General features: G+C 41.8%; 22 protein-coding genes. 4 read left to right on the top strand and 18 right to left on the bottom strand.

Features of this window, described 5'->3' with window-relative positions:
- The first annotated feature begins 291 nt into the window (after positions 1-291).
- Positions 292-1,665, top strand: coding sequence for an EAL domain-containing protein (locus AC2VOY_RS10405; RefSeq protein ID WP_491831278.1), 1,374 nt, complete (start codon positions 292-294; stop codon positions 1,663-1,665).
- Between the two features lie 94 nt (positions 1,666-1,759).
- Here AC2VOY_RS10405 and AC2VOY_RS10400 read toward each other — a convergent pair whose 3' ends face one another.
- The 11 genes from AC2VOY_RS10400 to fabB all read right to left on the bottom strand — a co-directional run bounded on the left by AC2VOY_RS10400 (position 1,760) and on the right by fabB (position 14,315).
- Positions 1,760-2,128 carry a DUF2799 domain-containing protein gene (locus AC2VOY_RS10400; protein WP_491831277.1) on the bottom strand — a complete coding sequence of 123 codons (369 nt, stop codon included), beginning with the start codon at positions 2,126-2,128 and terminating at the stop codon, positions 1,760-1,762.
- A gap of 9 nt (positions 2,129-2,137) precedes the next feature.
- The gene (locus AC2VOY_RS10395) at positions 2,138-3,547 is read right to left on the bottom strand and encodes a multidrug transporter (RefSeq protein ID WP_491831276.1); all 1,410 of its coding nucleotides are present in this window, start codon (positions 3,545-3,547) and stop codon (positions 2,138-2,140) included.
- 589 nt (positions 3,548-4,136) lie between these two features.
- Complete coding sequence (gene purF, locus AC2VOY_RS10390) at positions 4,137-5,654, bottom strand: amidophosphoribosyltransferase (RefSeq protein ID WP_491831275.1); 1,518 nt, start codon at positions 5,652-5,654, stop codon at positions 4,137-4,139.
- A gap of 125 nt (positions 5,655-5,779) precedes the next feature.
- Positions 5,780-6,274, bottom strand: a complete 495-nt coding sequence (locus AC2VOY_RS10385; RefSeq protein WP_491831274.1) for a CvpA family protein — start codon at positions 6,272-6,274, stop codon at positions 5,780-5,782.
- 175 nt (positions 6,275-6,449) lie between these two features.
- On the bottom strand, positions 6,450-7,106 hold the full coding sequence (dedD, locus tag AC2VOY_RS10380) for a cell division protein DedD (RefSeq protein WP_491831273.1): 657 nt from the start codon (positions 7,104-7,106) through the stop codon (positions 6,450-6,452).
- A 15-nt stretch (positions 7,107-7,121) separates the two neighbouring features.
- The gene (folC, locus tag AC2VOY_RS10375) at positions 7,122-8,384 is read right to left on the bottom strand and encodes a bifunctional tetrahydrofolate synthase/dihydrofolate synthase (protein WP_491831272.1); all 1,263 of its coding nucleotides are present in this window, start codon (positions 8,382-8,384) and stop codon (positions 7,122-7,124) included.
- A 98-nt stretch (positions 8,385-8,482) separates the two neighbouring features.
- On the bottom strand, positions 8,483-9,400 hold the full coding sequence (gene accD / locus AC2VOY_RS10370) for an acetyl-CoA carboxylase, carboxyltransferase subunit beta (RefSeq protein WP_491831271.1): 918 nt from the start codon (positions 9,398-9,400) through the stop codon (positions 8,483-8,485).
- 152 nt (positions 9,401-9,552) lie between these two features.
- Positions 9,553-10,347: a tRNA pseudouridine(38-40) synthase TruA gene (gene truA / locus AC2VOY_RS10365; protein WP_491831270.1), complete on the bottom strand. Its 795-nt coding sequence runs from the start codon at positions 10,345-10,347 to the stop codon at positions 9,553-9,555.
- Positions 10,348-10,729: 382 nt separating this feature from the next.
- The gene (locus AC2VOY_RS10360; protein ID WP_491831269.1) at positions 10,730-11,743 is read right to left on the bottom strand and encodes an aspartate-semialdehyde dehydrogenase; all 1,014 of its coding nucleotides are present in this window, start codon (positions 11,741-11,743) and stop codon (positions 10,730-10,732) included.
- Positions 11,744-11,805: 62 nt separating this feature from the next.
- The gene (locus AC2VOY_RS10355) at positions 11,806-12,984 is read right to left on the bottom strand and encodes a 4-phosphoerythronate dehydrogenase (RefSeq protein ID WP_491831267.1); all 1,179 of its coding nucleotides are present in this window, start codon (positions 12,982-12,984) and stop codon (positions 11,806-11,808) included.
- A 107-nt stretch (positions 12,985-13,091) separates the two neighbouring features.
- Entirely contained in the window at positions 13,092-14,315 is a 1,224-nt protein-coding gene (gene fabB / locus AC2VOY_RS10350; RefSeq protein WP_491831266.1) for a beta-ketoacyl-ACP synthase I, read from the bottom strand.
- 130 nt (positions 14,316-14,445) lie between these two features.
- Here fabB and mnmC point away from each other — a divergent pair, with 130 nt between their 5' ends.
- Positions 14,446-16,518: a bifunctional tRNA (5-methylaminomethyl-2-thiouridine)(34)-methyltransferase MnmC2/FAD-dependent 5-carboxymethylaminomethyl-2-thiouridine(34) oxidoreductase MnmC1 gene (mnmC, locus tag AC2VOY_RS10345; RefSeq protein WP_491831265.1), complete on the top strand. Its 2,073-nt coding sequence runs from the start codon at positions 14,446-14,448 to the stop codon at positions 16,516-16,518.
- Positions 16,519-16,599: 81 nt separating this feature from the next.
- Here mnmC and AC2VOY_RS10340 read toward each other — a convergent pair whose 3' ends face one another.
- The 6 genes from AC2VOY_RS10340 to prmB form a co-directional block, all read right to left on the bottom strand.
- Complete coding sequence (locus AC2VOY_RS10340; RefSeq protein ID WP_491831264.1) at positions 16,600-18,057, bottom strand: hypothetical protein; 1,458 nt, start codon at positions 18,055-18,057, stop codon at positions 16,600-16,602.
- Positions 18,058-18,534: 477 nt separating this feature from the next.
- A complete protein-coding gene (locus AC2VOY_RS10335) occupies positions 18,535-19,062 on the bottom strand; it encodes an NADPH-dependent FMN reductase (RefSeq protein ID WP_491831263.1) in 528 nt (175 codons plus the stop codon).
- A 194-nt stretch (positions 19,063-19,256) separates the two neighbouring features.
- A complete protein-coding gene (locus tag AC2VOY_RS10330; RefSeq protein WP_491831262.1) occupies positions 19,257-19,523 on the bottom strand; it encodes a YfcL family protein in 267 nt (88 codons plus the stop codon).
- Positions 19,524-19,574: 51 nt separating this feature from the next.
- Complete coding sequence (locus AC2VOY_RS10325) at positions 19,575-20,105, bottom strand: elongation factor P hydroxylase (protein ID WP_491833076.1); 531 nt, start codon at positions 20,103-20,105, stop codon at positions 19,575-19,577.
- A 249-nt stretch (positions 20,106-20,354) separates the two neighbouring features.
- Complete coding sequence (gene aroC / locus AC2VOY_RS10320; protein ID WP_491831261.1) at positions 20,355-21,440, bottom strand: chorismate synthase; 1,086 nt, start codon at positions 21,438-21,440, stop codon at positions 20,355-20,357.
- A gap of 139 nt (positions 21,441-21,579) precedes the next feature.
- Positions 21,580-22,512, bottom strand: a complete 933-nt coding sequence (gene prmB / locus AC2VOY_RS10315) for a 50S ribosomal protein L3 N(5)-glutamine methyltransferase (protein WP_491831260.1) — start codon at positions 22,510-22,512, stop codon at positions 21,580-21,582.
- 147 nt (positions 22,513-22,659) lie between these two features.
- On the opposite strand from prmB, the gene smrB reads away from it, so the two are divergent.
- Positions 22,660-23,280, top strand: a complete 621-nt coding sequence (smrB, locus tag AC2VOY_RS10310) for an endonuclease SmrB (protein ID WP_491831259.1) — start codon at positions 22,660-22,662, stop codon at positions 23,278-23,280.
- A gap of 3 nt (positions 23,281-23,283) precedes the next feature.
- On the opposite strand, the gene sixA is transcribed toward smrB, so the two are convergent.
- The gene (gene sixA, locus AC2VOY_RS10305; protein WP_491831258.1) at positions 23,284-23,742 is read right to left on the bottom strand and encodes a phosphohistidine phosphatase SixA; all 459 of its coding nucleotides are present in this window, start codon (positions 23,740-23,742) and stop codon (positions 23,284-23,286) included.
- A 262-nt stretch (positions 23,743-24,004) separates the two neighbouring features.
- Between sixA and AC2VOY_RS10300 the strand changes: the two genes are divergently transcribed.
- Entirely contained in the window at positions 24,005-24,628 is a 624-nt protein-coding gene (locus AC2VOY_RS10300; RefSeq protein ID WP_491831257.1) for a peptide-methionine (S)-S-oxide reductase, read from the top strand.
- Positions 24,629-24,694 lie beyond the last annotated feature (66 nt).

Raw genomic sequence — 24,694 nt, 5'->3', positions numbered from 1 at the left:
TCCTTTTTATTTAAAATGTTTCATTTTTTCAATAAACTTTGAGAAGTTTGACATAACTAAGATTGATATCATTTATATTTATAAGTATATTTGTTAAATTAATATAAATAAAATAATTAATCTCTGATGAACTACTTAAACCACTCCCACCAAACTAACATAAAAAAGCTGATTCTTTACTTTTTAATCCCTTTCCCTTTTATTATGTTAATTTGTTTTTTTCTTGGAAAAGCATCTTTAGATCAAGAACTTGATAAGCTTGCTAACTCATATATGATTCGCCTCAACAAAATGGCAAATGAACTTAGAGATGAGAATAAGCAAGCGCTTTATGAAGCGACCTCTTGTGATCAAATCAAGCGTGACATTTTATTTGAAGATTATTTAAGAGAAATGATCATTGTTGACAATGCAAATGTGGTTTGTTCATCTATTTCTCAGCGTAAACTCAGTAATCTGAATCAATTTTTAAACTTAGAAACCAAAGATCACCCAACACGCTCGATCCAATTTGTTGATTTTCCTTATCAGGGTGAAATTGTACGTAGTTTAGTCGTGATTGATTTTGACGAAAATAACCCTAAGCGCTATGCAGCATCGGTTATAGATAAGAGCTATATCAATGTTCAACTGGGTAGCAGTGCTGACGATCGTATTGATTTTATTCAGTTAAAGATTGGTGATGTGATTTATCCAAATAATATTTTGGCAGACAATCATAACCCGAGTACTTATATTGAGTCAGATCCACCAAATAAAATGGCGATCTTACTCTCGGCGAGTGATAAATTTAAACTTGAACAGTATAGATTCTACTTTTTACTCGGCCTGCCTTTATCTTTACTCACCTCACTGTTCACTTACTTATTGAGCTTTTGGTTTAATCACAAAAACAGCTTGTATGAAGATCTAAAAAAAGCAATTAAAAACAAAGAGCTATACTTAGTTTATCAGCCCTTAATTGAAAATAGCAGCAAGCAACTGTATGGGGTTGAGGCTTTATTACGTTGGGAAAGTAAACACCACGGTTTGATCCCACCAGATATTTTCATCCCACTTGCCGAGCAAAATGGCCTAATCAACGCGATAACAGATTACGTGTTTGAGCAAGCACTTGAAGATTGGAAAAAGATTAACCATCAAAACCCTTTGCATTTAAGTCTTAATATTCCGCCGCAATACTTACGTAAAAAAGGTATGCTCGGTAAAGTTGTCTTCTTTGCCAATGAATATAAAGAGCAAAACCTTAACCTTGCATTGGAGATCACAGAGCGTCAGCCGATTGATGACGAAAGCAATGCTATCTTGGGTCAGGTTCGCCAACATGGGATTGAAATTTATATTGATGACTTTGGGACAGGCTATACCTCTTTATCTAAGCTGCAAGATATTGAATTCGATTGCCTAAAGATTGACCGCTGCTTTATTAATAATATCGGTGTTGATTCAATTACCTCACCTGTACTCGATAGCATTATTAATCTAGCAGAACGTTTGGATGTGTATATGGTTGCAGAAGGGATTGAAACCCAAGAGCAGCTCAATTACTTAACTGAGCGTAATATTGATTATATGCAAGGCTATTTCTTTTACAAACCTATGTTATTAAAAGATTTGTGTATTGAGTTTGCATCTGAGATGGTTTACAAAAAATCAACTTTATAAAGCATACTTAAACCATTTAGATACAAATAACCCCCAATCCTAGCTTAAGTGATTGGGGGTTTATTTTATCTAACCGCTATGCCCTCGCAGTGACTTAGTTCATATTGAATGGGAATAAGTACTGTTGGAAACCACGCTCCCAGTTAAATTTAAACTCAGTTTCATTATCCATACCAGCACATTGATCCATATAATGCTGACCTGTCATGCCATAATCAAAAGCTTTATTCGGGTCACAAAAAGCTTTTTGTCCACTTTCAAAGCCTTGCTGATAAAGCTGATAATGCTCTTCACTGACAGGCTCTTTAAGCTTTTCTTCAAGCCCTGCTTTATCCAATTTAGCCATACCTGTGCGAGCGGCTCGCTCCCCACCTTCTAGCCATAAGTCTTCCGGAGAATGTGGCTGCGAGCTACAGGCTGCTAAGGCGAGCGCCCCAAGTAAAACGATACTAACTTTTTTCATAAAATATCCTTATTTAATAGAAAATGGCATTGATAATGTAAACTTAATATCTTGCTCATCTTGGAACAAGTTAGTGTATGGATACCAGTTGCCTGCATCTGTTTCATTTTCATACGCAGTATAATAAATACCCGCAGTTGAGCCTTTTAGGAAAGTTGATTGCAAGGTGTAGTAAGCAAAAATACTACCTGAGTATTCAAGTAAATCATCAATGTCACTGCTTGGTGCATCCGCATAACCAATTGCGCCACTCACACCTGCGGTTAAACCATTCAAGCCATAATCAGAGAAGTCACGTTTTAGCTCCAAGAAGCCAGCAGTTTCTTCATCATGGTTCCAATCCGAACGGTTGTTCCACCAGATATCATAAGCACCATTTGAACCGCCATATTGTTTAGTTAAGCGATAAGTAAAGTTTTCAATCGTATCACTTTGAAGTGAGTTAGCGACCGTATAGGTCATCTCCGCACGCATTGAATATGGGCCAAAAGATTTTGCCGAAAGCAGTGCAAACTGGTAAGCATCGCCATCATATTGCTTGTCATCAGAGACGTAATAGACTTGACCTGAAAGATACAAATTGTTTTCAAAAGTTTTCTTCAGTTTCAAGTGGGCGTTTTTACGATCGCCTTTGGTCAGTGCGCCATAAGCCGTATCGACCAAGACACCATCTAGCCAACCTTGATCAAAGGTATATCTTAAGCCAAATGAGTAAGCATCCCCAGCGTCACCTTTGCCGTCTGCTTCACGAAACTCATACACATCTTCAAACCATGGTGCTTTATATTTTACCGCATATGCCGCGCCAAGTTGTAAGTTGTCATAAGTATAACCAACTTCACCACCTAGATAAGAACCAGCTGCATAACTCCAGTTGACCCCAAGCGTGGTTGGAACACTCGGCTGGAAGTAACCTGCTTTGGCTCTTAAGCCCTCGCCATACATAAACTTCACTGCAGCGGTTTGATAGGTTACGCTATCTTGCGTACATTCAGAATCCCATGCCCCCGGACAACCACCTTTCGGAACTTTATCATATGGGTTGTTTACATCCCAAAAGTTCATCTCATGATCTGGGCTGGCATCATTATACAAATCCATAGTGCCGTATGCGGTTAAATCTAAGCCGACTAAATTCCATGCGTAGCCAGAGTTAAAGGCTAAACTGCCATATAAACTGCCATGCACAAGGTTAGGTTGTTGGTGAAGATCATGACCATTTTCATTGAGCCCTGGCACACGCTCACGATCACGAACCCATAAATTTACCGAACCGTTAATGGTCGAACCATCCCAAAACGCATTTGCTGCCTGAGCAGGTGTACTATTCATCGCTAAACTACCTGCGACCACGACACTGACAATACTTAAATTGCCTAAGTTAAAATAACCTAACGCTTGCTTGCATCCCTTTGACATAATCACTCCTAGAGCTTTATTTGTGCTTTAAATTAAGTTTCTTACTCATAGTTGCTTAAAGTACCCCTACTTTAACTCTAAGTAACAACTTGATTTACTGAAAAGTCGCATCGATTCAGAGCATAAAACAATGATGAACAATGCAATTTTTCAAATAAGCTCTGCCTTGATGTGTATTTTTATTAGCAAGACAGTTTTCGCTGTGAAGCCTAACCCATGTCCATATATGTTGTGGTTAAGGCGCTCATTTTCGGCTTATGTTCTAATACTAATTTTTAATCTCGAAAAATGAATTTTTAGTTCAATTTTTGAGCAAAAAGTGGGACACGCTTCAAATTCTTAATTTATTTTAAAAAAAAAGTAGTCATAATTAGGTAACAATTTTGTGTTCGAAAAGTAAAAAGTGAATAGATTTACCGATAGAATTAGATAAGAAAGTAAGAGTTGAGTGTTAAAAATGCATCTTTTTTAAATTTGAAAAATAACCCTAAGGATACATTCAACAAAAAAAGCCAACACTCGCTTTACAATGACGAATATTGGCTTCTTTTTTAATCTTAGAAAAAATCTTCTAGATTATAAAACTAACTTATTGATCTTCGTTATGAATTTCTAAGTTAGGGTATTCTGTTGACTGATCACGCTCAAGTTTTGCATCATCATTACGCATTGACTCAATTAAGTCTAAGTAATTTTGATCAATGTTTCCTGTAACATATTGGCCATTGAATACAGATGTTTCAAAGGTATCAATCGCTGAATTCCCCAAACCTACAGCTGAAATCAAGTCATCTAAGTCTTGGAACATCAACTCATCTGCGCCAATCATTTGTGCAATTTCTTCTACTTCACGTCCATGCGCAATGAGCTCATTCGCACTTGGCATATCAATCCCATAGACGTTCGGGAAGCGGATTTCAGGCGCAGCTGAAACCATATAAACTTTTTTCGCACCTGCTTCACGCGCCATTTCAATAATTTGCTGTGAAGTCGTGCCGCGCACGATTGAATCATCCACCAAAAGCACATTCTTATCTTTAAACTCAGAGCGGATCGCATTGAGTTTACTACGAACAGATTTCTTACGCTGCTGCTGACCCGGCATGATGAAGGTACGTCCAACATAACGGTTTTTCACAAAGCCTTGGCGATATGGCTTGTTCATGATCTGGGCTATTTCAAGGGCGATATCACATGAGGTCTCAGGAATAGGAATGACCACATCGATCTCAAGATCGTCCCATTGACGGGCGATTTTTGCCCCTAGCTTTTTACCCATTTCAAGGCGTGCGCTATACACAGACACTTTATCGATGAAAGAATCTGGACGCGCGAAATACACAAATTCAAAGATACAAGGATTTAGCTGAGGATTGCTAGCACAAATACGTGAGTGGAATTCACCATCAAGCGTGATATAAATCGCCTCACCTGGCGCCACATCGCGAACAAAGTCAAAACCAACGGCGTCTAATGCAACAGATTCTGATGCAAGCATATATTCTGTTTTGCCGTTTTCAGTGCGCTTACCAAGACAAAGTGGGCGAATACCGTTAGGGTCGCGAAATGCCAACATGCCATGGCCGATCACCATAGCAACCACTGCATAAGCACCTTTGACCATTTCATTAGCACGTGTCACAGAGCGGAACATGTCATCTACAGTCAGTGGATAGCTTTCACTTAAATCTAGCTCTTGCGCCAAGATATTAAGCAAGACTTCTGAGTCAGATGTGGTGTTTAGGTGGCGGCGACCTTGCTCAAACAAGTAATCACGTAATTCATGCGCATTGGTGAGGTTACCATTGTGTGCAAGGGTGATCCCAAACGGTGAGTTCACATAAAACGGCTGCGCTTCAGAAGCGCTTGAGCTACCTGCTGTTGGATAACGCACATGGCCAATCCCGACGTTACCTTGAAGGCGTTTCATGTGTTTAATTTCAAAAACATCTTTCACCAATCCATTGGCTTTTCTCAGACGAAAACGATTGCTATCTATGGTAATAATACCCGCGGCATCTTGGCCACGATGCTGCAATACTGTTAGTGCGTCATAAATAGACTGATTGACAGGTGTTTCACCTATGATCCCAACGATCCCACACATTTTAAAAAATCCTCGATTGCGAAAAATAGCACAAATTTAATACATGATATAAAGCTAAATCATAGCTAGAAAAATGGCGCTACATGTAAGGTGAGCGCCATTTAAAATTGTGTTAAGGGTTATGTTTAAAACTTCGCACCACTTAGAAAACTGGACGAGTCCTTTAAATGCTCAAACATAGGGGCGATTATGCGGCTAAATTCAGGGATAAGCTGAGAATCTTTCCACCAGTCAGTATGTGACATGGCAGTAAAGCTATCCATAAAAAAGAGTACAGCGGCCATAATTAAGACGCCGCGCAAACCACCAAAAATGATGCCTAGCACTCTATCTGTCCCCGAAAGCCCAGTTTTTTGCACCAACTGTCCGATGACATAGTTGATTAAACCACCGACAATCAAGGTTGCAACAAAAAGTGCCCCAACGGCTACGCCTGTGCGCACCATTTCATTTTCTATGTTTGTAAAATAACCACTTAGTTGAAGATAGTATTGACTGGCTACATAAAAAGCACTTACCCAAATAATCAGTGATAAGGCTTCTTTGACAAACCCACGCACTAAACTCACTAATGCAGAGAAACCAATCACACCTAAAATAACGTAATCTATCCAAATCATATTTTATCTTCTTTTAGGTTGCGGGCATTTTAACAGAAAAAACAGCCACGCAAACGTTTTCTTTTTATTTTTTATGTTTAATTTTGCTTAAAACGTACAAACTTTAAGCAAACAATTGAGAAAGGTTTAAAATCATGCTTTCGTAATTGTCTGCCCTATTTTACGCCGTCATTTATTACTGAAAAGTTTTAAACTGACGCAACTGACCTTTTAAGCCTGTAATTTTCTCAAGCTCACCAATTTGCTTGAGCATCTTATCGCGTGACAATTCAGGTCCAATGATGACGCGTGACACGCCACCTTGCACATTCACGTTCACGAGATAACCGCGTTTTTTCAAATCAGCAGCGAGTTTATCTGCGTTTTCTTTGTTGCGCAGTGCCACCAATTGAATCGTCCAAGCATTATCTTTAAATTGAGGCTTGGCAGCTTCTTTGCTAACTTCTGGTTTGCTCACCTCTGGCGCAGGTTTGGCTTGTGCAACTGGCTGAGTTGGCTCAGGTTTAGGCTCCGGCGTCGCCTCTTTTGTCGGCTCAACTTTTACTTGTGCTTGCTCAGATTGATTAGTCTCAGTTGCAGCAGTTTGCTGACTATCTTGGGATACTAGCGCCTCTTCTTCGTCAAGACTTGCTGATTCTACACCAGCGAATTCCGTCATCTCTTGCGGCTGCTTAATCTCAGCCATTTGAGCTGGATCTGGCTTTAATGGGATCACTTCAAACTCATCGTGATATGACTTTTTTTGTCCATCTAAAAAGTCTGGCAGTAAGATCACCCCTACCGCAACTACTAAAATTGTCCCGACTAAACGACTTTGAAATCGACTTGCCATCTTCTATCCTTTTTCTTAACGATTGTGCTGGTTTAACTTAGCAAGAACATCTCCAACAGTATGGAAAGAGCCAAGAACTAAAAGAATATCATCCTCTTGCATATTTCGCATAGCGGCTTGATAAGCTTGATATGGCGTATCAAATTTTGCTGCAATTTTATCTGCGTCAAGATACTGCGCGAGATGCTCTGCATCGGCGGCGCGTGGCCCAGTTAGACTGGTGAGATAAAAGCTATCCATTGCCGGCGCAAGCACTTCAATTGTCGCTTCAATGTCTTTATCTTTGAGCATTCCCAGCACAGCATGAATTTTTTGATCTGTTTTTTTAGCTAAAAAGCGGCGTTTCAGCTCAGCAACTAAATAACCCGCCGCATGTGGATTATGCGCCACATCTAAAAATACTAATGGCTTATCAGAGACTTGCTGCATGCGGCCAGCAAGTTTTGCATTCTCAAGACCATAAATAATATCTAAATCACTCACATCAAGGCTGGATGCACCAAGCGCCATTAAAGCCGTGGCGGCGTTCATCAAAGGTAAATTTGGCAGTGGCAATTCAGCTAAGTCAAACACCCCTGCTTGCCAATGCCATGTTTTGCCATCCGAGTTGATATGGTAGTTAAATTGATAGCCGACTTGATACAAAGTCGCACCTATATCATCTGCGTGCGCTGCAACCGTTGCGGGCGCGCTCGGTTGACCGCAAACCGCTGGCTTATTCGCGCGGAAAATCCCTGCTTTTTCATAACCAATCACATTGATATCATCACCAAGCCAATCAATATGATCCAGCGCAAGGCTAGTGATCACGCTGACATCATGGTCCACCACATTGGTGGCATCTAAACGTCCGCCAAGGCCGACTTCTAAAATCGCCACATCAACTTGTTTTTGCTTGAAAATATCTAAGGCTGCGAGGGTGCCAAATTCAAAAAAACTTAAACTTGTGTCTTCACGAGCAGCTTCAATTCGTTCAAACGAAGCGCATAAATCTGTATCTGAAACTTGCTCACCTTGCAGGCGTACACGTTCGTTATAGGCAATCAAATGCGGCGAAGAATAGACCCCAACCTTGTAACCGGCGTGAATCAAAATAGCTTCGAGCAAAGCACAAGTTGAACCTTTGCCGTTGGTTCCGGCAACTGTGATGGCATATGGCGCAGGTTTTGTTAGATCAGCAGCTTGCGCAACTTTAGCGACGCGCTCAAGGCCAAGATCGATAGCGGAGGTATGAATATTTTCAAGGTAGGTTAACCATGAATCGAGCGAGTTTTGCATGTTTTTATCTTTATTTTTTAATAGTATGACGACAAACGGGCTAGCACAAAGTTTATGCTAGCCCGTTTCAATTATTTAATCAAAAGTTGTTTTGACTTTTATTCAGCTGACGCGTCATCGTTTGACTCTTGCGTCTCGCTTTCAGCTTGCTCTTCGCTTAGCGTGCCTTGATAGTTGGTAAGCTTGGCAACAATGCCTGCCACGCGCTCACGCATATGACGACGGTCCACAATCATATCAATTGCGCCGTGCTCAAGTAAGAACTCGCTGCGTTGGAAGTCATCTGGTAGGTTTTCACGTACCGTTTGCTCAATCACGCGTCGACCTGCAAAACCAATAATCGCATTTGGCTCACCGATGTTAATGTCACCTAGCATTGCCAAACTTGCTGTAACGCCGCCGTAAGTTGGGTCAGTGAGCACAGAGATAAATGGCAAACCTTTACGTGATAAACGCTCAAGCGCAGCACTTGTTTTTGCCATTTGCATCAATGACATCAAGGCTTCTTGCATACGTGCGCCGCCACTTGCAGAGAAACACACAAGGCCGCAGTTTGCTTCGATTGCAGCGTCTACAGCGCGAACGAAACGCTCACCCACAACAGAGCCCATTGAGCCGCCCATAAAGCTAAACTCAAACGCTGTTGCGACGATCGGCATACCAAGTAGTGTGCCTTTCATTGCGATCAATGCATCTTTCTCGCCGCTGGCTTTTTGCGCCGCTGACAGTCTGTCTTTATAACGCTTTGAATCTTTGAATTTTAAAACATCTTTTGGCTCTAGCTCGCTGCCAATCTCTTCATAAGAATCACTATCTAAGAAAGATTCAAGGCGACGACGACCTGTCATTCGCATGTGATGATCACATTTAGAGCAAACGAATAGGTTACGTTCGAGTTCTGCGCTATATAGTACTTGCTCACATGAAGTACATTTTGTCCATACACCTTCAGGGATGGAAGCTTTGCGCTGAGTTACAATATTTGTTGTTGTTAAAATTTTATCAAGCCAACTCATGGATAGCCCTTTCCTTTGATCCCGTCTGCACACGCAAACAGTTAAAATTTAAAATAAAGATGACGCTGATTAAATCACAGATTTAACTCAATGTAGATCAAAAACTGGTTGTACCTATAGTCTTCAACATTGAAATTCTATTGAGAATAACACTAATTTAAACTATCAGGCAAAAATAACGGTCCGATAGGCTCTCTTGGAAGTGCAAATTCTTCTGGATAATCGACATCAACTAAGTATAAACCTTCTGGCTTGGCCGTGGCGCCAGCTAAGGTTCGATCTTTTTGCTCAAGCAGCCATTTGATCCACTCTGGCTCTTGCGCGCCCATACCAACTTTAATCAAGCTGCCGGTTATATTGCGCACCATATGATGAACAAAGGCATTGGCTTTAATATCTATTACTATATATGGCCCATGACGGGTCACATTAAGATGCATTAGATTACGCCAAGGACTGAGTGACTGGCAATGCGCGGCGCGAAATGAGCTAAAGTCATTTTCACCGAGTAGGTATTGCCCTGCTTCGTGCATGCGCTTTTCATCTAATGGATTATGATAATGACTCACGCCTTTAGCTAGAATTGCCGGTCGAAAGGCATGATTATAAATAATATAGCGATAACGTCGCGCGGTGGCGCTAAAGCGTGCGTGAAATTCATCTGAAACTGGGTGTGCCCAGCGCACGGCTATGCCATCTGGCATATTGGCATTTACGCCCATCGTCCATGCCACAAGCTTTCGCTGGGCATTGGTATCAAAGTGTACGACTTGGCCTGTTCCATGTACGCCGGCATCGGTTCTGCCTGCGCATTGCACTTCGATTGGCTCATTGGCGACTATGGTTAAGGCTTTTTCTAAATATTCTTGTACGCTTGGCACGTCTTTTTGGCGTTGCCAGCCAAAGAGTTTGTGACCATCATACTCGACCCCAAGGGCGATTCGCATGTTTGTTTCTCTTGTTTGGTGAAAGCGTTAGATAATTTTCTAATTCTGCTGAAAGTGAGCGTAATTTATTTTGTAAGACTTAGGCATTCTTACATCAGCTTGAAATGCTAAAGCAACGCTAAGCTTAGGTATTCTTACATCAGTTTCAAAATACTAAAACAACGCTAAGCTTAGGTATTCTTACATCAGTTTCAAAATGCTAAATCAACTCTAAGCTTAGGTATTCTTGCATCAGCGCAGCAAAGTTAAACGAGGCACAAGGATGTGCCGAGAACGCGACCCAAGGACGGCTTCGGCGACTTTGCGTAGTCGATGTAAGTTTACCTAAGTCTAAGACTCTCTAATAAAACCACTCACTCTATGCTTATCATTGAAAAATAGCTTAGATATAATCTCGGATTAATAGCTCAGCAATTTGCACCGCATTGGTTGCCGCGCCTTTACGCACGTTATCTGCCACAACCCACATATCCAAACCATTTGGATGGCTGATATCATCACGAATACGCCCAACTAAGACTTCATCTTTACCGCCGCCATCACGCACTTGGCTTGGGAAATTATCCCCAGCAAACACTTCAATGCCTTGGGTTTCAGCCAGCATTTGCGCCGCTTCCATTGCCCCAAGCGGTGCGCCAGTTTCAATGTGTAGCGCTTCTGCATGACCATAGAAAACAGGCACGCGAACACAGGTTGGGTTCACTGCAATGCTAGGATCATTAAAGATTTTTTGCGTCTCAAGGACCATTTTCATTTCTTCAAAGGTATAACCATTTTCCAGAAACTTATCAATTTGCGGGATGCAGTTAAACGCAATTTGGTGTGGGAAAGCTTTTGGCTCTGCCGGCAGACCATTTAAAAGCTTCGCCGTTTGACCAGCAAGCTCATCAATTCCGGCTTTGCCTGCGCCAGAAACAGATTGATAAGTACAAACGTTAATGCGTTCAATACCAACTGCATCATAAATAGGTTTTAGCGCCACAAGCATTTGAATGGTTGAGCAATTTGGGTTGGCAATGATGTTACGGTTACGAAAATCAGCAATTGCTTCTGGGTTTACTTCTGGGATCACAAGCGGCACATCATACTCATAACGGAATTTAGATGTGTTATCGATGACGATCACGCCCTCATCGGCGGCAATCGGTGCCCATTTTTCAGAAAGCTCGCCACCTGCAGAGAAAAATGCAATGTGAACTTGTGACCAATCAAAGTCTTCAACATTTTGCACTCGGATAGTCTTGCCTTTGTAGCGGTAGCTTTTGCCTTCGCTGCGCTCACTTGCAAGCAAGAATAGCTCTGCGACAGGAAAATCACGCTGCTCTAAAATCTCAAGCATAGCTTCGCCAACGGCGCCTGTTACTCCGAATATTGCAATGTTAAATTCTTGACTCATTCAATTTACCTTATTAGTTGCTTGTCACTTAAATAGGTTTAAATTTAAACCTTAAATGAAAGCTAAATTACTTCTAATTTAAACCCTATCTCAGCCAAGGCTGAAACATCTAGTTTTGCATCATGTTCAATGGTGAGCGCGCTATATTCGCGGCGATCCCAATAATCTTTGCGCATTCTATCAAAAGCACGCGCTTGTTGCTGTAAATCTTTTTCTCGATCGCCCGTATCAATAATGATATTGCGCCTAAAAATTGCATCATCAAAACGAATATCATAAACCAGGCTCACTAAAGAATCTAAGACTTGATGATTCATTCCCTTGGCATCAATGCCTTGAGTTAAACGCACGTTTGAGATGGGCGCAATGGGCAATAACTCACTAGGATGCGCGCGCTCTGGGCGGCCGAGAAACTCACAAAATGAGTTAAAAATCATCGTCGTGCCACGCGCCTTACCTTCAAGTCCATAACCTGCCACATGTGGCGTAGCAAAGCGTAGCAGCGGTAAAAGCTCTAAATCGACATTTGGCTCTTCTTCAAACACATCGAGCACAGCGCAAAAGCCATCTTGCTGCTTCAAACGAGTTTTAAGTGCTTGGTTGTCGACCACAGGGCCTCTTGCCGCATTTATCAAGATTTGATCGCTGCGCATGTGTTGAAGGCGCGTTTCATCAATTAAATGCCAAGTCGGATAGTCTCCGTCTTTGGTAATAGGTGTATGCAAGGTAATGACATCTGCGTTTAACACCTCATCAAGACAATGAAATTGACGTGTATCGCCAGCATCTTCTTTTGGCGGATCATTTAACAGCACCTTCAGCCCCATTGCTGAGAATACTTTCGCCAGATATGAGCCCACTTGGCCTGCGCCAATGATCCCAATGCTTTTATCTTGCAGCTTAAAACCTTTTTCTTTGGCCAGCACCATTAATGCGCTGACGACATATTCCGCCACGCCAACTTTATTGCATCCCGGCGCTGCGGTAAAAAAAATACCTTTTTGCGCTAGCAAATCTTGATCCACGTGATCCATTCCAGCGGTTGCGCTGCCGACAAATTTTAACTTATTAGCTTTTGCAATCAGACCTGCATTGACCTTGGTGACCGAGCGGATCATTAATCCATCGACATCAATTAAGTCATCGGCGTTAATTTCACGCCCAGATTTTAAAACGACTTCACCAAGTTGACTAAATAAGTCTTTGGCATAAGGCATATTTTCATCTATGAGTATTTTCATTTGAGTGATCTTTTGGTTTCGCGATAAATTGATTCATAATAAGCATAAAAAAATCCCCAAGGCAATCATACCTCGGGGATTAACTATTCTAAAACAGGCGTAGCGTATTAAGCTTCAAATTTCTTAATCACTAGCGTTGCGTTAGTGCCGCCAAAGCCAAAGCTGTTTGACATCACAGTGTTTAGCTCTTGCTCACGCATTTCACGAACAATATCAAGACCTTGCGCTTTTTCATCTAGCTCATCAATGTTGATGCTAGGTGCAATGAAGCTGTGCTCCATCATAAGCATAGAGTAAATTGCTTCGTGTACGCCAGCTGCGCCCAATGCGTGACCTGTCATCGCTTTGGTTGCAGACATTGCCGGACAAGGCTTGCCAGATTCAGCGCCAAATACTTCTTGAATCGCGCCAAGCTCTTTCACATCACCAACAGGTGTTGAGGTGCCATGAGTGTTCACATAATCAATGCTATCGACGTTTTCCATTGCCATCTTCATGCAGCGCACTGCACCTTCGCCAGATGGAGCAACCATGTCATAGCCATCAGAAGTTGCGCCGTAACCTACGATTTCACCATAGATTTTTGCACCGCGAGCAAGTGCATGCTCAAGCTCTTCCACGACAACCATGCCGCCGCCACCAGAGATAACAAAACCGTCACGGTTTGCATCATATGTACGTGATGCTTTTTCTGGGGTGTCGTTATATTTGGTTGAAAGTGCGCCCATGCCATCAAACATCATTGCTGATGACCAGCCTAGTTCTTCACCTGCGCCAGCAAATACGATGTCTTGCTTGCCAAGTTGGATTAATTCCCACGCATGGCCGATACAGTGCGCAGAAGTCGCACATGCAGAGCTGATGGTGTAGTTTGTGCCACGAATTTGGAAAGGCGTTGCAAGACAAGCTGAAACACTTGAAGCCATTGTACGTGGAACCATGTAAGGGCCAACACGTTTGACGCCTTTTTCACGTAATGTATCGGTTGCAACCACTTGGTTGTTTGAAGAAACGCCACCTGAGCCTGCCACTAAGCCAGTACGGATATTTGAAACTTGCTCTGGAGCGAGGCCTGAATCTTCAATTGCTTGTTGCATTGAAAGATACGCATAGCCTGCTGCATCACCCATAAAGCGCATTTTTTTGCGATCAATATGGTCAGCTGGGTTTAATTTGATATCACCCCAAACTTGTGAGCGTAAACCCGCTTCTTTAAATCCTTCAGCACTTGTGATCCCTGACTTTCCAGTTTTCAAAGATGCCAATACTTCTTCAACATTGTTACCGATACTAGAAATAATACCTAGACCTGTGATGACGGCTCGTTTCATGTGACCCTTCCTAATAATTCAAAAATCCGATAAATAATAACTGACTCAATGACAAAAGTGGTCAGCTTTCCTTAAAAATTTTATACTCTGGCTAATGATAGCCGTAATTTTATGAACAAGTGATGAAAAAATGACCTCAACTAGCGCTTCAAAACTAAAAATTAATCACGCAAAACTAGATTGGAATGAATCTGGCACTCCGGTTTCAAATGATTTTGATGATGTGTATTTCTCAAATCACAATGGCCTTGAAGAAAGCCGCTATGTATTTATCTCGCAAAACCGACTCCCAGAGCGTTTTTTATCCCATGAGCGAAATGATTTTGTTGTCGCTGAAACAGGTTTTGGCACTGGGCTTAATTTTCTTGCTCTTTGGAAAGCGTTTGATGATTTTTTAAGCCAACATCCAGATGCGAATACCCAAAGATTACACTTTATTAGTTTTGAAAAATACCCTGTAAAGCTTGAGGATTTAATCAAAGCGCACCAATCATGGCTAGAACTTAATGATTATGCAAGAGAATTACAAAAAAATTATCCGGCTCCGACTCATGGCTGCCAACGTATTGAGCTCGCAAACGGGCGCGTGATCCTTGATCTTTGGTTTGGTGATATCCATGATAGCATGCCAAAAATCGTCAACCCAGAGTCTGGCATAGTCGATGCTTGGTTTTTAGATGGCTTTGCCCCAAGCAAAAACCCTGATATGTGGAATCAAACCCTTTTTAATGCCATGGCTCGCCTGTCGCGCCACAGTGCGACTCTTGCAACCTTTACTGCGGCAGGCTTTGTGCGCCGTGGCCTTATCGAGGCTGGCTTTAATATGAGCAAAGCAAAAGGGTTTGGGCACAAGCGTGACATGCTTATCGGCAGCATTGAAAAACACATACAACCCCATATTCAAGATAGCTACCAGATGCCAAGCCTTGCACCAGAAATCAAAGAGATAGCTATTATTGGCGGCGGGATCGCCAGTGCCTGCGTCGCTAGCCAACTCATTAAGCGCGGCTTTAAGGTTTCCCTTTATTGCCAAGAAAAAGTCGCCCATGGGGCGTCGAGCAATAAACAAGGCGCTTTATATCCGCTCATCGCTGAGCCAGAAAAAGCCTTAACTGAGTTTTTTGCACCTGCCTTTATTTATGCAAGACGTTTTTATCAAAGCGCATTTGAGTCAGGGGTGAATTTTCGCCATGCATGGTGCGGAGTGTCGCAAGTTGGTTTTAATCCAAAAGCGCAAGCCAAGTTAGATAAAATGAAGCTCAACGGCTTTACTGAGGCGATCACCAGTGAGCAAAGCGCTGCTGAGCTTTCTAAACATGCAGGGGTTGAATTGCCCTACCAAGGTATGTTTTACCCGCAAGGCGGTTGGCTGTGCCCGCAAGAGGCGACGACAAACTTGCTCATCCAGCTTGCGCAAACAGGCAAATTGGATCTCTATGAAGAAACCAAAATCACTGATATCACTTGGCACTCAGAGGAGAATGTTTGGCTACTTGATTGCGTCGATAGCAACCAAGAAGACAGCCAATATCAAGCTATTGCGCCTGCGCTTGTGATCGCCAATGGTCACCAAGTGCATGATTTTGAGCAAACGAAAGCGATTCCAATTTCACCGGTGAAAGGCCAAGTCAGCCATATCCCAAGCACGGATAAACTCGCAAAACTAAAGACTGTGCTTTGTTATGACGGATATTTAACCCCAGCCGATCCATTGGATGCACACCACTGTATTGGCGCAAGCCATGATAGAAGTAATATAGACAAAGCATTTGATAAACAAGCGCAAATAGAGAATGTCGAGAAGCTTAAAGCATGTTTTTCACAAGATTGGGCGCAAGATGCTGATAGCTCGCAAGATATATCCAGACAAGGCATACGCGCGACCAGTCGCGATCACTTGCCTTTTGTTGGCGCAGTGGCAGATTTTCATCAATTAAGTGACGATTATGCGGCGTTAAATCCGCAATATGTGCGTGATAAGAAGCAAGATATGCCTAAGCTTAGTTTTTACCCTAACCTTTATTGCATTGTGGGGCTTGGTGGCCGAGGCTTGTGCTCTGCACCTTTTGCCGCAGAAGTGTTGAGCGATATCATCACTGGTGAGCCACTTGCGATTTCAAATCATGTGCTGCATGCGCTTCATCCTGCAAAAACTTGGTTGAGACGAATTAAAAAAGGACGTCCACTTCAAGCAAGCGTTTAGTCGATACAAAAAAGCCGCTAAATCAATCCAATAGGAAGCTTAGCGGCTATATTTTCTATTTTAATTTACTGAGATAGCAAATTAGTCTTCGATTAGATTAGACCAAGTTGTGAATGCTTTGGCTGCTTCAGCTTCATCACGGAAGAAAAGTTGAGGCTGGTCATCACGGCTTGGGTCAATTGCAAAAATCAAACCATTACTAGATTGAACAAATTGATATTCAAGGGTAGTTGTTTCCATTTCACCATAACCATTCTCTTCATCAAAAGAAATTGTGAGAGTTGTAGGCTCACCTTCACTTTCAATTAGTGACCAAGTTGCACCATCTTCAGCGGCTTCCATTTCCATAGTATTATCAGACTTGAAAGACATTGCCATGTACATTGGATCTGGGTTCTTATCTGTTGAATCATCAGATAATAGGTAGAAAGTTTTGTCAGCAATATCATCAGATGTAATAGTAGTCGCTGTGATACTTTGCATCATATTAGTTTTTGTATTAACAGCTAGCTCACCGCCCGGTGTTGAAGTGATAGCAAGATCTGGTGATAAGTATAGGTATTGGTTGTAATCTTCATTACCTTCTAGGAACATCTTGTCCCCATCAATAGAATATGAACTTTCAAAGCCTTCACCTTCAATGCTTGAAACGATGCTAAGTTTCTCTTCATCAACACGAACCATGTCAAAGATACCTTCATCTTCGGTGCGAACAAAATTGTTCATCGGTACATAATAAACATGCTCACCAAGTGGCATAAACTCTTCGATGCTAGAAACTAGGGTATCCACGACAACACCATTGTCAGTGTTTTCAACAACCATACCGTCTAAAGATTCACCGTTAGCTTCTTCAATCACATCATCTGCTTGTTCTTTGATGGCTTCGATAGCTTCAAAGTCAATGTCTTCAGTACCATCAGTTAACTCAGTTGCAAAAGAACGCGCATACACTTGCGCTTTGTCTGCATTGTCATCCGTTGACGCGATAAAATCACCAGAGATAAGCTCTGGATCCAAATTTAGTTTGCTAGCCACACCAACTAAGTCTTGGCCCGTCACTGCAGCAATGGTTGAGAAAGGAGACACCACAAACTCACCTTTATCCGCTTGATACTCTTGGTCGTCAGTATCAAGAATCATCACAAAATCAGCGTCAACTGTGCCTAGGCTATCTGTATCTTGAGTTTTACCTGCAACCGCTTTGATTAGGATATTACCCTCGATAACTTGATCTTCAGAAGTGGTGAAAGCGCCTGATTCATTCGTTGTACCTAAAAACTCATCAGCATCAACTGTGCCATTTGCATTTTTATCTAGGTAAACTTCTGCATCAACGAGATAACCGTCGATCGCTTTGATTGTACGTACAGATGTTTCACCGCCACCAATTTCACCGCCATCACAATCAGTTGTGCATTCAGGGTTCTCTGGATTGTCAATGTTTGCATCATAATCAGGGCCATCGCTACCACCGCAACCAGCAAGTGCAAAAACAGCTAAAAGGGAGCTAGCAAGAAGAGTTTTTTTCAATGTCATAATAAACCTATTTTTGTGAGGGGCTTCTAAAATTCGCCTCACCCTAAAGGTTTAGAAAAACAAAAACAATCTTTTTATTTTTGAAAAAATCTATATGAAATGAATAGTTATTAGATTTACCTATAAGCCTTATAACCAAACTTACACCCAGCCAACCAAGTGATATTAATTATCAATACCATATACTACTAACCATTGAGTGACTAAATGAATTTTACATTTTTTTCACTTTTTTACTTTGCTACACATACATGCGTGCAGCATCAAACCTCTATTTCACTATTTATTGCTATATAAATTATTCTTGCCTAAAAAGTAAATCTTTTGAGGTAGAATACTTAATCGAAAACCATATATCTTTATGCAAGAATAAATTTGGATCGTTTGAACGTTATTTATACAGCTTGCACAAAAAATCCCTAAGGCTATTTCTAAACCTTAGGGATTGATTGATTTTGTTTAATCGTCACGAATGAGTTATTTCGCAGACAGTGCTTTCGCAGCTTCAGCTAATTTAGCTCTCACTTCATCACTAAACTCACCTGTTTCGCTATTATAGACATCATAAAAGCTTGCCACAGATACTGATGCTTTGACATCCGCATGAAAGAAAGCCGCAGAAGCTGTTGCTTGGGCTAAAACGCTTTGCGCGCCGCCAGGGCCAGGTGAGGTCGCAAGGTAAACCACAGGTTTATGATTAAACATCTGCTGATTGATACGCGATGTCCAATCAAACAAGTTTTTGTAGGCACTTGTATAAGAGCCATTGTGCTCTGCAAGTGAAATCACATAAGCATCAGCAGTTTGCAACTTATCAAAATAGTCTTTCGCTGCTTGTGGCTGTCCGAGCTCTTTTTCTGCATCTTCACTAAAAAGCGGTAATGGATAATCATTTAGATCGAGGACTTCTACCTCAGCCCCTTCGACAAGGCCAGCGGTATAACTCGCTAGAATTTTATTGATTGATTGTTTACTTGAGCTTGCACCAAACGCGATAATTTTCATTCTGTTCGTCCTTTAAGTTTCCGCTCTTTTATTAAGGCGTAATTTGTTCTCAAAATAGCTACATCCACTGTGATGCAGCCTATATGTCCATATTAATGAGAGAAATGATTGTCACCAGTGCCAATAACCAACAAACATGTTCAATTTATTCGAACAATATTCTATATCTAATCCATTCGAGCTAGATCAATTTGTTATGCATCCAAATGACGACTCAATGCAAGCCATACTTCTTTCACTAATACTTGATCTGCCGGAGACAATTCATTTTTTGCATCAATTAAGCTTTCTTCAATTTTTGCTTTAAGATCGCTTGCTTGGGTGAGGTTTTGTTCTTCACATTTTGCTGCAGCAAGTGAGATATGGCCACGTAAGTAACCTTCTGCAAAAAGTTGATTATCATCTGCTGTGACAACATTTTCATCGATTTTTGAAAGTAGCTTTTCTTCTAGTTCTATCATTAGTTTTCCATTTTTATTTCTAGTTTTTCATCTAAACTAGCTAATTAGCCATTAGTTTACAACAAAGTCAGCTTTAGTCAGCGGCGCAATATTGTAAAATTGACGCAACGCATCACTTAACGCTTGCACCCTTGGCGGCATGCCTGCATCTAAAATCCCCATCACTTCTTGATGAACTTTGCGCATAAATTCTAAGCGATCAGGCTCCACATCACCACTTAAATTGTCACAACTTACGTTAAACGCAAAGCCTGCGCTCAAGGCTAAAATCCATTCATAAGCTTGCGGGCGAATTTCGACTTTTTCAAACTCAGCTTGGACTTGCGCGCTACGTCCATCAGGTTGATACCAATAGCCAAAGTCTTCTAATAAACGGCGTTTTGGCCCTGCGACGCACCAGTGCGCGATTTCATGTAAGGCTGACGCATAAAAGCCGCGCGCAAAGATGATTCGGTGATAAGGAATATTTTCATCGGCTGGAAGATAAATGGGCTCATCGCCACCAAGCTCTAATTTGGTATTAAACTGCTCAAAAAAGGTTTGATTAAAGATTTGGATAAGATCTTGATACTTATGTTGGATTTTGGTTTCTGATGCTGACATTTACAACTCATTTGGGCTATTTATTTTCACTCATTTCAAGTCAATTATTCTCAATTTCATAGAGCAAAGTTTAAAAGCACAAGGATGTGCTTTTCAAAGCGCTCATGGATGACTCGAGCGTCTTTGCGGCTGAAATGAGAATGAGTGACCTGCTCAGTTGCCCATACGACAACCAAGCCAAGTCTAATATACAAATATTAAAAGAGTGATTATATCCTAGAAATAAATTTAAATCTTAGGGGTTGTGGTTGCTACATTCATATTTTGCCCACGGTGACGCAACAAATGATCAAGAAGCACAATTGCAAGCATCGCCTCAGCAATCGGCACTGCGCGGATCCCCACGCAAGGATCATGACGGCCTTTAGTGATAAGCTCTGTCGGCTCACCTTCTTTGGTAATCGTCTTGCCCGGAACCGTAATACTTGAAGTTGGCTTAAGCGCAATACTTGCGACAATATCTTGCCCCGAAGAAATCCCACCTAAAATGCCGCCCGCATGATTGGAAGCAAAGCCTTGCGGACTCATCTCATCACGGTGCTGACTGCCCTTTTGATTTGCTACTGCAAAACCATCGCCAATTTCAACGCCTTTAACCGCGTTAATCCCCATCAAGGCATGCGCAATATCTGCATCAAGACGGTCAAAAATTGGCTCACCTAAACCAACAGGGACTTGGGTTGCCACAACTGTCAATTTAGCGCCAATCGAGTCGCCTTGTTTTTTCAAATCACGAATCAAGGCATCAAATGCTTCAACCTTGTCGGCATCTGGACAGAAAAATGGGTTATTTTCAATTTCATCCCAATCGACTTTATCGATAGTCACATCACCCATTTGTGATAAATAACCACGAATTTCGACGCCAAATTCTTGCTTGAGATATTTTTTCGCAATGCCGCCAGCCGCCACACGCATTGCGGTTTCACGCGCAGATGAGCGACCACCGCCACGATAATCACGTACGCCATATTTTTGATGATAGGTATAATCAGCATGGCCTGGACGGAATTTGTCTTTGATTTCAGAGTAATCTTTTGAACGTTGATCGGTATTTTTAATTAACAGACCAATCGATGTACCCGTGGTTTGACCTTCAAATACGCCAGATAAAATTTCGACTTCATCCGGTTCACGACGCGCTGTGGTATAACGTGATGTACCCGGGCGGCGGCGATCAAGATCTTTTTGCAAATCAGATTCATCCAGCTCAAGCCCTGGAGGACAGCCATCAACGATACAACCAAGTGCTTTACCGTGACTTTCACCAAAAGTCGTTACTCGAAAATGTTGTCCTATGCTATTTCCTGCCATCTTTCCCTCTATGATTTTTTGATTTTCTTATCTATATATCTCTTTTCTATCTTTTTGTTGCTCGCTTGTAAAGCCGCATCTAGGTTATATATAAAAAAAGCCAGCACAGTGGCTGACTTTGGTTTAGTAGGTTAGCGATTTAGCGCTTATAAATTTTAAACTCATCTGCGCAATCAAGCAGTTGTTCACGGGTTAATAAGAACACACCGTGACCGCCATTTTCAAACTCAAGCCAAGTAAATGGAATGTGCGGATACTGATCTTGTACATGCACCATAGAGTTACCAACTTCACAGATCAAAATGCCCTGCTCGGTCAAAAAGTCTGGCGCGTCAGCTAAAATGCGGCGCATGAGTTTAAGGCCATCACTGCCCGCAGCAAGGCCAAGTTCTGGCTCATGTTTAAATTCATCCGGCAAGCTGTCCATATCTTCTTGATCCACATATGGCGGATTGGTAACAATCACATCATATTTTTCTTCGATGAGACCATTAAAAAGATCAGACGATTGTGGGAAAACTTGCTGCTCAAGGCCGTGATCGTGAATATTTTGCTCAGCCACTTGCAACGCATCGATAGAAATATCAACCGCGTCAACTTCGGCGTCAGGGAAAGCATAAGCGCAAGCAATCGCAATACAGCCGCTGCCAGTACATAAATCCATAATGCGTTGCGGCTCATGCGCAAGCCAAGGGGCAAATTGATTTTCAATCAGCTCACCAATTGGTGAACGTGGCACAAGTACGCGCTCATCCACATAAAACTCAAGCCCGCAGAACCAAGCTTTATTCGTGATATAAGCCGTTGGCGTGCGCTCATTAATACGTTTGATCACACGCTCAACAATGCGTAAACGCTCGCTATTAGTCAGTCGAGAGTTTAAAACATGTGACGGGACATCAATCGGTAGGTACAAGCTTGGTAAAATTAGTTGCACCGCTTCATCCCACGAATTGTCCGTGCCGTGACCATAAAAAAGCCCTGCTGCATTAAAGCGGCTCACCGTCCAGCGGATCATATCTTGTAAGGTATGAAGCTCAGCGACGGCTTCTTCAACGAAAATTTTATCCAAGAGTTCCTCCAGCCAAGTATTTGGCTTATTTATATATCGATTTATCAATACAAGGTGCGCTACTTTGCTCACCTAATGCTAAGTTTCAAGATGCAACTTGAACTCGCTTAGGTATATAATAGCCAAAGTTTGAATAAAGGGCGCCCCATGAGTACAAATCCATTTAAAGCAATCAAGCAATATCAAAAAACCTTGCAGGCACAAGCCAAGCAAGCACAAAGCCAACAACAAGAAGTTGATGACCAAGATGATATGGCTCTCTTTCAAGATGCAATGAAAGGGATTAAAAAGTTGCAGCAGGATACCATAATCCGCGATCCAAAGCAGGATTTTGCTCAAGCTGAGCGAAAAAATAAACAACAAACGCGCAAAACACTGCGTGAAGCCAGTGACAACGAGTTTTATTTCTCTGATGAGTTTGAGCCTTTATTATCTGAAGATGGGCCAACTCGCTATGCGCGCAGTGATGTGTCCAAATATGAAGTCAAGCGTTTGCGCCGCGGCGTTTATACCCCTGATGTGTATTTAGATTTGCATGGCATGACGCAACAACAAGCCAAGCAAGAGCTCGGCGCTATGATTGCGTATTGCTTAAAAGAAGGGATTCATTGTGCCAGTGTGATGCACGGGATTGGCAAACATATTTTAAAACAAAAAGTGCCGCTGTGGCTGGCGCAGCACCCTGATGTCTTAGCTTATCACCAAGCGCCACTAGAGTTTGGCGGCAATGGCGCATTACTTGTATTGCTTAGCGTTCCTGAAAAATAAAGCCTAATCAGGTTGCAAGTGCCACAACAATTCACCGCTTTGGGTCTCAAGCGAGTAATCCACACAAGCGATACTTGAGGTTGCAAACATCGGCGCTTGCATTCCAGTGGCAAACTCTGCAGTTAAATAGCCAACTAAAGGCAAGTGTGAAACCAATAATACCGACTCAAGGTTTGAGACTTCTGCGACGGCTTTAATGTATTCAGCAACGGACTCACTGTCCCCATAAGGCGTGATCTCATCTGAGGTTTCAACTTTTTTAGCTTCGACCAAAGAGGCAACTTCTTGCCAAGTTTGCTGCGCACGAATATATGGACTTACAAGCACTAAATCAAAGACTTTGTGCTCGACTTTTTGCATCACAACGCGAGACTCCAGCCGACCTTTTGGTGTGAGCTCTCTTGCTTCATCGGATGGCGCGAACATCTGAGCTTCACCGTGACGCATAATATATATTTTCATTTGCAGACCTTATTTTTTATAAGAATATCCAAGCATAGGATATAATTGCTAACTGCCAAAAACTGTAACTCTTTTGCACTATTGATAATTTTACATATTTAATGAAACTGATATGAGTATATATCCCATTAATTAATTATGGCTATCAACAAATCGTAAGAATTATTTATTCAGTATTGCTATCTATACTTAGTTATAAGCAAGTTTATTTTAATAAATGCCTTGTTCACAAGTGTAAAACGACCCCAGAGGATAGCTGATTTTGCCACACAAGAGATCTGACCAGTTTAATTTATCTTATTCTAACCCCCAAACCATCACCTTAAGCGGCACTTGCTATTGGTGCTTAGAAGCTATGTTTCGCGCCTTAAATGGTGTTCTAACTGTCACCCAAGGATGGGTTAGTCGCAGCCAAAAACAAACAAAAATAACACCGAATATCCATCAAGCCCTTAAGCAAGAGGCTGATTTTGTTGAGGCGATAGTTGTCACTTTTGCTCCGCAAGAGATTAGCTTAGAGGTTTTAATCGAAATCCACTTGTTGTCACACGATCCAACCAAAAGCCATGCTTTAAAAGCACGTTATCCGAGTGCTATTTATGTGCAAGATGAGCAAACTTACACTCAAGTTTCTCGCATTTTGCAGAACTTACAAGCAGAATATAAAAATAAAAACCAAACTTTAACCACCCAAGTCTATTATCAGACGCAATTTGAACCCTCAGCAGAGGCAAAACAAGACTATTACTTTAAAAATCCACAAAAACCTTTTTGTGAAACGCGGATCTCACCAAAGTTACGCCAGCTTTTACAGTCTCACGCACAATATATCGCACCGGATAAGGCTAAAATCATTCAGGCCTACAGCAAGCATAAAGCTGATTAAAACTATCAAACAAATAGATGTAAGTTTTTATTTTCACTACCAAAACTTAACCCATATGCTATGCTA

The sequence above is a fragment of the Vibrio sp. KMM 9700 genome (assembly GCF_058545285.1).
This window is presented reverse-complemented; position numbering and strand designations above follow the sequence as displayed.